Source organism: Providencia sp. PROV156 (assembly GCF_028480905.1).
Taxonomy (GTDB): Bacteria; Pseudomonadota; Gammaproteobacteria; order Enterobacterales; family Enterobacteriaceae; genus Providencia; species Providencia hangzhouensis.
This window is the reverse complement of record NZ_JAMPPE010000002.1, coordinates 249,764-259,953: the sequence shown is the minus strand read 5'-3', so window position 1 is coordinate 259,953 and position 10,190 is coordinate 249,764. Positions and strand designations below refer to the sequence as shown.

At 38.5% G+C, this 10,190-nt stretch carries 9 protein-coding genes and 1 riboswitch; of the genes, 4 read left to right on the top strand and 5 right to left on the bottom strand.

The features are described 5' to 3' along the window. Positions 1-41: 41 nt before the first annotated feature. Both murI and btuB read right to left on the bottom strand, forming a co-directional pair. The gene (murI, locus tag PSF31_RS02350) at positions 42-905 is read right to left on the bottom strand and encodes a glutamate racemase (protein ID WP_096863583.1); all 864 of its coding nucleotides are present in this window, start codon (positions 903-905) and stop codon (positions 42-44) included. Next, positions 850-2,718 (bottom strand): TonB-dependent vitamin B12 receptor BtuB, encoded by a 1,869-nt coding sequence (gene btuB / locus PSF31_RS02345; protein WP_096863584.1) that lies wholly within the window; start codon positions 2,716-2,718, stop codon positions 850-852. The genes murI and btuB overlap by 56 nt, the downstream gene beginning before the upstream one ends. 74 nt (positions 2,719-2,792) lie before the next feature. Beyond that, a riboswitch (cobalamin riboswitch) is annotated at positions 2,793-2,887 on the bottom strand. Between the two features lie 112 nt (positions 2,888-2,999). Here btuB and trmA point away from each other — a divergent pair. Continuing rightward, complete coding sequence (gene trmA, locus PSF31_RS02340; protein WP_096863585.1) at positions 3,000-4,097, top strand: tRNA (uridine(54)-C5)-methyltransferase TrmA; 1,098 nt, start codon at positions 3,000-3,002, stop codon at positions 4,095-4,097. Positions 4,098-4,167: 70 nt separating this feature from the next. Here trmA and PSF31_RS02335 read toward each other — a convergent pair whose 3' ends face one another. Together PSF31_RS02335 and fabR are read right to left on the bottom strand one after the other, a co-directional pair. Next, complete coding sequence (locus tag PSF31_RS02335; RefSeq protein WP_004265352.1) at positions 4,168-4,557, bottom strand: YijD family membrane protein; 390 nt, start codon at positions 4,555-4,557, stop codon at positions 4,168-4,170. Between the two features lie 12 nt (positions 4,558-4,569). After that, the gene (fabR, locus tag PSF31_RS02330) at positions 4,570-5,226 is read right to left on the bottom strand and encodes an HTH-type transcriptional repressor FabR (RefSeq protein WP_004265350.1); all 657 of its coding nucleotides are present in this window, start codon (positions 5,224-5,226) and stop codon (positions 4,570-4,572) included. 350 nt (positions 5,227-5,576) lie between these two features. Between fabR and sthA the strand changes: the two genes are divergently transcribed. Next, on the top strand, positions 5,577-6,974 hold the full coding sequence (gene sthA, locus PSF31_RS02325) for a Si-specific NAD(P)(+) transhydrogenase (protein WP_004265342.1): 1,398 nt from the start codon (positions 5,577-5,579) through the stop codon (positions 6,972-6,974). Positions 6,975-7,047: 73 nt separating this feature from the next. Here the strand turns inward: sthA and oxyR are convergent, their stop codons facing one another. Then, the gene (oxyR, locus tag PSF31_RS02320; protein WP_004265340.1) at positions 7,048-7,953 is read right to left on the bottom strand and encodes a DNA-binding transcriptional regulator OxyR; all 906 of its coding nucleotides are present in this window, start codon (positions 7,951-7,953) and stop codon (positions 7,048-7,050) included. Between the two features lie 1,442 nt (positions 7,954-9,395). On the opposite strand from oxyR, the gene PSF31_RS02315 reads away from it, so the two are divergent. Both PSF31_RS02315 and PSF31_RS02310 read left to right on the top strand, forming a co-directional pair. Continuing rightward, the gene (locus PSF31_RS02315; RefSeq protein WP_094961910.1) at positions 9,396-9,734 is read left to right on the top strand and encodes a pilus assembly protein; all 339 of its coding nucleotides are present in this window, start codon (positions 9,396-9,398) and stop codon (positions 9,732-9,734) included. 76 nt (positions 9,735-9,810) lie between these two features. Then, on the top strand, positions 9,811-10,155 hold the full coding sequence (locus PSF31_RS02310) for a hypothetical protein (RefSeq protein ID WP_096863586.1): 345 nt from the start codon (positions 9,811-9,813) through the stop codon (positions 10,153-10,155). Positions 10,156-10,190 lie beyond the last annotated feature (35 nt).

Sequence of the window (10,190 nt, the reverse complement as noted above, 5' to 3'; positions counted from 1 at the left end):
CATATTTTTTTTCGTTCGCTCAGTTTTCCATCAAATTTAACTTAGATAGCTAGTTTTTCCAGCGTTTTGAACCCTTCTGCTTCGAGAACAGGCTGTAATCCTTTTGCGTTGTCATCCATTAATAAGCAATATGCGAAATTTTCTTCCTCTGAATTGGCGATTTCTTCTTGATTATTAATGAGCCAAACGGTTCTTCTGGCGATTGCAGAACCTGAATCAATGAATCGAGTTCCATTTGGCAGCACTTTTTCGAGTTCTTCTATTAATAGAGGAAAATGCGTGCAACCCAAAATAACGGTATCGGGCGGCTCTGGCATTCGAATCCATGGCCTGACCGTTTGGGCGACTTCATCTAACGGTAAGGTTTCCCCATGTAACTTTCTTTCTGCAAGTTGAACTAGTTCCGCAGAACCGAGGGAAATCACTTTGCAGTCTGTAGCAAAACGTTCGATCAGCTCTTTGGTGTATTCGCGGTTTACAGTGCCTTTCGTCGCCAATAAACCAACCACGCCATTACGCGTTAACTTGGTTGCGGGTTTAATGGCTGGAACAACCCCAACAACTGGGAACGTAAAATGTGCTCTCAAATTAGGAAGGCTGACCGTACTTGCGGTATTGCACGCAATAATTGCAATGGTTAAAGGATGCTTTGCAGCAATTGCATTTACGATTCGATAGACCCTATCAATAATGAACTCTTCGCTTTTTTCACCATAAGGGAAGGCTTCATTGTCGAATGCATAGATATAGTGAGCATTCGGGATCATTTTTTTGACTTCACGATAAACAGATAACCCGCCCACTCCAGAGTCAAACACTAGAATGGTCGGGCGAACAGATAGGTTGTTATCAGAAGTTGTAGCTTCCTGTAAGGAAATATTCTCTTCCAGCGGTGCGATAACCATACGCGGTCTCATAGTCTTTATCGAACATATTAGCTATTTTACCACGAATTGTGAGATGTGAAGTGATTGGATATGCAGCGGTGAGATCCCAGATGCTAACGCCGCCGACTTTAGTGCGTTGATAAGTTTCATTGGTATCATAACGACTGCCTATATATTGGTAAGTCAACCCCATATCTACAGCAGCAATGTTCCAATCTAGCTGGTATTTGACTTGTTGTTTTGCTCTACGATTAAGCACTTTATTTGTTTTTTCATTTCTTGGGTCTAGATACTGTAACGTGAGTTGATGGCTAAATAGGCCTGTTTGTAATTCACCATTCCACTCGACTCCTTTAATCTTTGCCTTGCCAATATTGTTATAAGAACTAGTTTGCGTCACTGGATCCGAAGTGAAATCAATCAGATTAGTTATCTCGTTTTCATACCCAGTTAATTGCCAAAACAATAACCCTGTTTCGCCTTCTAAACCAATTTCCCACTGCTTACTTTCTTCTGGTTTTAAATTTGGATTTCCTTTGATGTTCCAAGCAACATTATCCGTATAAAGCTGACCTAAGTTAGGGGCTTTATACGCTGTAGCATAAGAGCCGATTAACTTATATCCATCATAAAATTCCCAGCTTAAACCTGATTGCCATGTCGTGTGCCAGTTAAATTCAGAATGGTGATCTGAACGTACTGCCCCTTCCGCATTGACAGAGTCGATGAGTGCATATTGTCCTGTAAGATAAATACCTGTGTTATTGACGGTTTCTTTTTTACTTGTCATCGTATAACCACCGGGCTCAATGCTTTGACGTTGATAATCAACCCCAGCACTGATATTTCCTTTTTCTAATCTATAGCTATTACCCCATTGAAAGTTGTATTGGTCTGATTCATCAATTACAGAACCGCTACCATACCGCCCATTGTGATAGTTGTAGTTGTAATCTTTCATATGGCTATAGCTCCCAAGCAAACTTGTAGAGTACTTACCATTCGCATATTTCAACCCAGACTCATATGTTCTGCTGTATAGCTTACGAGTGTCTGCTGGCGTACCGTCATAACTCGTACGATTGTCATAACCATAAGCGCGTGCATAAGCAGAAAGAGCGGAAGAGAATTGATGCTCAACACCTAACCATAATGTTTTATTCAAAAAACCATCTTTATCAGGTTGAGGGCCCCCGCCTGTATTTCCTCTGGCTTCAACATCAAACCCTTTTGTATGAGTATAAGCACCCGCTGCCGTTACCGTTGTATTCTCACCAATTTTTTGCTGAGTCGAACCGTTATAGTTTTGATAACTGTGTGAGCCAATACCTGCATTTAAAGTAGTGCCATCGTTATCACGACGAGTAATAATATTCACCACACCACCAACAGCATCAGAACCATAAACCGCTGAGCGTGCGCCGCGAATATACTCAATGCGCTGTACCAGAGAAATTGGGATTTGGCTCATATCAGATGAACCTGAAATGCCCGCCTGATTCAAACGAACGCCATCAATTAGAACTAAAACATGACGAGATTCTGTTCCCCTAATAAAAAGAGAGCTTTGTTGCCCCATCCCCCCATTTTGAGCAATATCCACCCCCGGCAAGCGCCTTAATACATCTATTACGGTATTGGATTGCCAATGGTCGATATCTTCACGAGTGACCACCGTCACTGGCGCTAATATAGAAGAAATAGGTTGTTCGAAACGATTAGCTGACACAACCACTTGGTCAGTTTTGTCATTTGCACTTGCCAAAGAAGAAGTAGCGCACAGTACTGCCAGCGCAGCGGCCGATAGCGGCAGCGACTTTTTATTATTCATTATGGTTACACTCGGAAAATCAATTTAATTAACATTCCGCGAGGTTGAATATAAGATCCGCGCGAATATTCAACGAAGCGATTGGATGCGTGGCAGGTATCGGACTTTTACCGTTGCGCGTCAGTCTTGGATTCACACCAAATTCCCTAAACCACAGTCTATTATCGTAAGTTGAATAGTTATAAGTGTCTACGGATGGATAATGAAAACTGGACATCTTCGCCGCATTCCCTACAATTTCGCTCCTGATACGAATTTATTACTGCTTTATGGAGCCAAACATGCCAAACACCTTGCATACTGAAGACTACGAACAACAACTCGTAGAAAAAACGGATCGTTTAAAGGCGATGATGGCTCCTTTTAACGCCCCTGAACCTGAAATATTTTCATCTCCAACATCCCATTATCGGATGCGTGCTGAATTTCGTATTTGGCATGAAGGTGATGACCTGTTTCATATTATGTTCAATAAAGAAACGAAAGAGCGTATTCGTATTGACCAGTTTCCTGTTGCCAGCCAATTGATCAATGACATGATGGCGGCGTTATTGCCGTTAATTAAGCAAAATGAATTACTGCGTCATAAATTATTTCAAATTGACTATTTATCAACACTAAGTAATAAGCTGATTGTTTCGCTGCTTTACCATAAAAAATTAGGTGAAGAATGGATGGCAGAAGCAAAAGTGTTAAAAGCCGCTTTAGTTGAACAAGGCTTTGATGTGCAATTGATTGGCCGAGCGTCAAAAACAAAAATCATGTTAGATAATGATTATGTCGATGAAGTCTTACCTGTTATGGGTAAGAATATGGTTTATCGACAAGTTGAAAATAGCTTCACGCAGCCTAATGCACAGGTCAATATCAAAATGTTGGAGTGGGCAATTGGGGCAACGCAGAATTCGACGGGTGATTTATTGGAACTGTACTGCGGAAATGGAAATTTCTCTTTAGCATTAGCGCAAAACTTCGAACGCGTATTAGCCACTGAAATTGCAAAGCCCTCAGTGGCCGCTGCTCAATATAATATCGAAGCCAATAATATTGAAAATGTACAAATTATTCGTATGTCCGCAGAGGATTTTACCCAAGCCATGCAAGGTGCCCGTGAATTTAGGCGCTTGGAAGGTATTTCTTTAGCCGATTACCAATGCAATACTATATTCGTTGACCCGCCTCGCAGTGGTTTAGATGCAGAAACAGTGAAACTAGTTCAGGGTTATGAGCATATCCTATATATTTCATGTAACCCAGAAACGCTATGCGATAACTTAGCTGAGCTGACTAAAACCCATAAAATAGAGAAATTAGCCTTATTCGACCAGTTCCCTTATACCCACCATATGGAAAGTGGGGTATTACTGAGCCGCTATTAATTTACTAAAAAACAAAAACGCCGCAGTGATGTGAACTGCGGCGCCTTACTATTAGAAAAATCGTATAAACTTAATTTTCAACTTCTTGTTCAAGTGCTAGCTCCGCTTTTTCTTTCTTACGTGCTTTCCAGCTTGAGTACATCCACAATGCGATAATGACAATAAATGTTGCGGGAATAAAATTAGAGCCTATTTCAGGATTTTGCACACGTAAAATCGCGGCATAGCCAAAAAGCCCAATAAAAAAACTACCTGCAACAAATTTTGGCAGCCCCATAGGCATCGCTTGATGCAAATAGCGCTGATGTAAACAATACACTGCCAATATCAGGGTTAAAATTGGGAAAAATGAAAAATCGACCAGCGAGTTAAACAGCGTTGAAAAGGTTCCATGGGTTGCAAGGCCAATCACAAAGGCTAGCAATAATGTGCTTCTTTCATAACTTTTTTGATCCGTCATTGATTCTCCTTATTATTTAGTCAGGTCTGGGTCAGTTTGATTTTGTTTTTCCTGTTCCCGGCGGTACCAGTAATAGGCGCCTTTCGCTATCATTCTTAACTGTAATACCAGCCGTTCTTCGAGATTTCTGCGTTTTTCTTCATCAATATCTAGCGCCTCTGCACCTGCGCTAAAGACAATCGTTACCATGGCCTCTGCTTGCATTTCAGTAAAATGGCGAGGCATACGGCTTTCAAGTTCAAGATAATCAGCCAATTCCGCAATAAAATGCTGAATTTCCCGAGCGACTGCCGCACGAAACTCAGCAGATGTTCCTGAACGCTCCCGCAATAATAACCTAAAGGCGTTAGGGTTATTACCAATAAACTCCATAAAAGTTGAGACTGATGTACGGATCACACTCCCGCCTTTTGCAATACGCTGCCTTGCTTGGCGCATTAGCTGGCGTAACATCAAGCCGCTTTCGTCGACCATCGTCAGCCCGAGTTCATCAACATCCTTGAAATGACGGTAAAATGAAGTCGGTGCAATCCCAGCTTCACGCGCAACTTCTCGCAAACTAAGGCTAGTAAAACTCCGTTCAGCGCTTAATTGGCTAAATGCGGCTTCGACGAGTGAACGCCGAGTTTTTTCTTTTTGTTTTGCTCTAACGCCAATTGTGTTACTCACGGTGATCCTAGTTTCTTATCATGAAAGGTAAATGTAATAAGCCTTACTCTTCGCCTAGCATACCTGAAAATAGTTAAACTGTTTTGGAGAAAAAGCGACTATCACTACAATTTACTCATTTTCAGAATTTAACTTAGCCTTTTTCAATTAGTTTTTTAACACTGATATACTACCAACCTTTTATTAAACAATACGTCAGCAAATCCTTGGGAGCATGCATAAATATGTGACTAGGGTAAGCGAGTGTAGCCAATGCTGTATCAATTTGAAAAACGACGAGGAAATTAGGTGAAATAACCAACTAATGATAACATCTTGTTGTCATTTTGTTTTAGAGCAGGTCTTACCTCATGCAACTTACCCATTTTGATGCAATAGTCATTGGTTCCGGTCCTGGTGGTGAAGGCGCCGCCATGGGGCTAGTGAAACAAGGAAAAAACGTTGCTGTTATAGAACGTTATAATAATGTCGGCGGAGGCTGTACCCACTGGGGAACCATTCCCTCAAAAGCCCTCCGTCATGCTGTTAGCCGTATTATCGAATTCAACCAAAACCCTCTTTATAGTGATAACTCCCGTAGCTTAAGCTCCTCTTTCTCTGAAATTCTTCGTCATGCTGAAACGGTAATTAGCCAACAAACACGCATGCGCCAAGGTTTTTATGAGCGTAATGGTTGCCAAATGTTTTCGGGTGAAGCCACCTTTATCGATGAGCAACATATCAGTGTCCGTTACGCAGATGGTAGTTGTGACGTTTTAAGTGCGGATAAAATCGTGATTGCCACAGGTTCTCGTCCATACTGTCCGTCCGATGTTGATTTCAATCATTCTCGAATTTATAACAGTGATACGATCCTCAACCTAACTCACGAACCTCGCCATGTGATTATTTATGGTGCCGGAGTGATAGGCTGTGAATACGCCTCTATATTTCGTGGATTAGGGGTTAAAGTTGATTTAATCAATACCCGCGATCATCTATTGGCCTTTCTTGACCAAGAAATGTCAGATGCCTTGTCGTATCATTTTTGGAATAGTGGCGTTGTTATTCGCCATAATGAAGAATATGAAAAAATCGAAGGGGTCGAAGACGGTGTTATTGTTCACCTGAAGTCGGGTAAAAAAGTCAAAGCAGACTGTTTACTGTATGCGAATGGTAGAACGGGTAACACGGATAGCTTAGGTCTCGCTAATGTCGGGATTGAGGCTGATGGCCGCGGTTTAGTTAAAGTCAATAAAGCATATCGCACCACTAATGAACATATCTATGCTGTTGGTGATGTCATCGGCTACCCAAGCTTAGCCTCTGCGGCCTACGACCAAGGACGAATTGCGGCCCGAGCCATTGGTGGTAGTTTAGGTGATGCTCATTTAGTAGAAGATATTCCAACAGGGATTTATACCATTCCTGAAATTAGTTCAGTTGGTAAAACAGAGCAAGAATTGACCGCAATGAAAGTGCCTTATGAAGTCGGTCGGGCACAATTTAAACATTTAGCACGTGCACAAATCGCAGGTATGAATGTCGGTAGTTTGAAAATATTATTCCATAGAGAAACATTACAGATACTAGGTATTCACTGTTTTGGTGAAAGAGCGGCTGAAATTATCCATATCGGCCAAGCTATCATGGAACAAAAAGGTGAAGGTAATACTATAGAATATTTCGTGAATACAACCTTCAATTACCCAACAATGGCGGAAGCTTTCCGTGTTGCGGCTTTAAATGGTTTAAATCGACTATTTTAATTATTTTGTGATTTATGGTTGCCAATAACCTGGCAACCATCATCAATTAAAAAATAATATTGGCGGCTTAACCTTAAACTCTATTTTTATAATAGTTATCCATTGAGTTATAGATGGTCTCAGCTAATTGTTCATAGCGCCCACGTAACGGTGAACCCGGGCGATAAACTAATACAATTGTACGTTTCGGCTCAGGCTCAATACAATTTAAATAACATACCCCATCACGACAAACTTCATTTGGTACCGATAAATCAGGTAAAAGTGTAATTCCACTCCCTGCAGCCACCATATTTCTTAACGTTTCTAAGCTCGTTGCCCTGAAGTGTGTGTCTTCTTTCGCGCCCGCTTGGAAGCAGAAGCCCATCGCTTGGTCACGTAAACAGTGGCCATCTTCTAACATTAATAGCTTTTCACCTGACAACTCACTCATTTCAATCGTATCACGATCATGCCATGGGTGACTCTCATAAATAGCCAGTTTCATCGGTTCTTCGAATAACGGAACAACAATAAAAGGTTCCGTTTCTTTAACTTCCGCTAAAATAGCGCAATCTAATTTACCGCTGTCTAACTGAGCCAATAATTGCTGAGTTTGCGCTTCATGCAAATAGATTTCTAATTTCGGGTGAGCTTGGTGCAATTGCGGAATAATATGAGGTAATAGATATGGCGCAACCGTTGGGATTAAACCAATATGTAATGGGCCCGACATGCTTTCCCCTTGGAGGGCGGCCATTTCTTGTAATACTTTAATTTCACGCAAAATAGTACGGGCTTGTTCAACCAATAATAAACCTTGTTGAGTGAAAAGAACTTTGCGGCTGGTTCTTTCTAACAACATAACGCCAAGTTCTTCTTCTAATTTACGAATTTGGCCACTAAGAGTAGGTTGGCTAACATGACAAGAATCCGCGGCACGTCTAAAATGTTTATGTTCGGCGAGTGCGACAAGGTACTCTAAATCTCGAATATTCATATTTCTTTTCCTTTCGTGAATTCTCTGTCAAACCAAAGATAGATAATACCAATCACTATATCGATATTGTTTTGTTTTATCTATTGATAAATTGAAAAATAGGGAGAAAACCTCATTTTCTGTACAAAACCCGCAATAAAATGAAACAAAGCGTAATATTTAGAAACAAAATGTGTCATTATTTACCCTCCTGTTATTTACAAAGAAAACACAACACCAGAAAAACATTAAGCTTCACTTATCATACTTAAATCAGTATTAAATATCAGTGCAAACTCTGTTTAAGATCAATATTAAAGTAAAAATCCAATTGACCAACCTCAAAAACATTTCAAGCTAGTACATGGATACAAGATTAAAAAAAAGAAGAAGTAATTTTTTTAAATTTGCATTAATTTATTATTTTAGTTTTATAATTTCATGAGTGAAAATAACGTCATGTATAAAGTCCTTTAAAATCTTACACATAATTACACACACTTTTATTGTGGATAAACTCAAAATAACACCCTATATTTATTATAAGAAAAGAAAAGCATAGAACAGCATCAATTCAAATTAATAGTTTTATATAGTCACCTAACTTCTGCAATATCCTCATCAATGATGATAATACGGAGGGCTAAATACTATGAACACTATTATCAGCTTTACCTTCCCCATAAATGATCTAAATAGCAAACAAAATTATTACAGAAAACCACAAGCATGCCGATATAAGATATGCATGTATATGATGAGCAGTGATACAAGCATAAGTTTGAAAACTGCACATACCAATAAAAATCCTCTAGGGGGTATAACAACATAAATAGGTAATTCAAAATACTGATGAATACCAATATGAATGAGGTAATAAAAATGAAGAGTAAAAGCATCAAATACCAATTCAAGTATCGAAAACATAATTTAGAGCAATACTGAAACGTTTTCATTAATAATAAGGTGGTATTAACCAATATTATTTTGGAAACAAAGAACATTACTCTCCAAAGGTTTAAAAAAGAAATCACAATGCCTTATTTCTGAAACATTTTGTCATATTCATTTTCACTTTCAATTAAACTTTGTAAGTTTGTATTTAAAAACAAATTAAAAATCTCAATATAACAGCCATTTTTTATATCTAAAAATGAATATATTCAAGGCGGTTTTAAAAAACGCCACAATAGATTAAACCACCCAAAAGGGAGGTTTTGATGCAAACACAGAACATTAAACACTAATAAACCAAACTTAACGGAATATTATAAATGTGAATCATTAAAAAATGACCCTAGAGATATATTAAAGCAGGCCATTTAGCATTATATTTTAATACATTTTTAGCTTTTAGATTTACACCTTTTTAGAGTTTTTCATTTTATAATTCTTCCCATAGCAAGATATATGAAAACTTAAACAAACCGAATTACAGAAATTTGAAATTAGGAGCAAACATTATGACTATTAAAAAAATCACTTCAGTATTAACTTTAACTTTCGCTTTAGCTGCAACATCATTCTTTACTACGAATGTACAAGCTGAAGGAAATCAAACAACCATTACTTTTAAAGCTATGATTGTTTCTCCACCATGTACCTATGACATTAATCAAAACAACACAACTTTGAATTGTTTTAATAATGAAAAAAACAAAATGGAATCTAGCCCAATTAACTTTTCCAAAGAGAAAAAATCACCAGAATGGAAAGAATTAAATGGAAGCACGAGTATTTACCAATTCAATTGGACTAATAAAGAAAAAGGATATGCATTATTATCCGTGCAACACGCTTAATTAGAAAATAACCCAACTTTAAAAACAAATTACATAAACAACTGATTTAAAACGAATTAAGTTGTAGGGCTCTATTATGCAAAAATCAATAACAGAAAGAGTATTTAATCGTTCATCAACAGCTTTAATATTAGTTTTAGTATTCAGTACATTCAATACCTATGCGAACCAAAGCCAAGAATCAGGCACTATTAGCTTCAATGGCGCAGTGGTTCACCCAACTTGTACGAATGCTGTCTCTGATACACATATTAAATTGAGTTGCTTGAATAATACTGAGTCTACAATGACAAATATTGGGCTAAATAATATTACTCAAGGAAAAGATTGGAACGTTATTAATGATGGTCGAAATGAATACTCATACAATTGGATCAATGAGGAGAAGCAATTAAGAATGTTAACCATTAAATATATTTAAAAACGAACGCGTTATGGGAATTGGGGTAGTCATGC

Coding starts and splice junctions, on each gene's coding strand:
- murI (WP_096863583.1), bottom strand. CDS start 905: ATGGTTATCGCACCGCTGGAAGAGAATATTTCCTTACAGGAAGCTACA.
- btuB (WP_096863584.1), bottom strand. CDS start 2,718: ATGAATAATAAAAAGTCGCTGCCGCTATCGGCCGCTGCGCTGGCAGTA.
- trmA (WP_096863585.1), top strand. CDS start 3,000: ATGCCAAACACCTTGCATACTGAAGACTACGAACAACAACTCGTAGAA.
- PSF31_RS02335 (WP_004265352.1), bottom strand. CDS start 4,557: ATGACGGATCAAAAAAGTTATGAAAGAAGCACATTATTGCTAGCCTTT.
- sthA (WP_004265342.1), top strand. CDS start 5,577: ATGCAACTTACCCATTTTGATGCAATAGTCATTGGTTCCGGTCCTGGT.
- oxyR (WP_004265340.1), bottom strand. CDS start 7,953: ATGAATATTCGAGATTTAGAGTACCTTGTCGCACTCGCCGAACATAAA.
- PSF31_RS02315 (WP_094961910.1), top strand. CDS start 9,396: ATGACTATTAAAAAAATCACTTCAGTATTAACTTTAACTTTCGCTTTA.
- PSF31_RS02310 (WP_096863586.1), top strand. CDS start 9,811: ATGCAAAAATCAATAACAGAAAGAGTATTTAATCGTTCATCAACAGCT.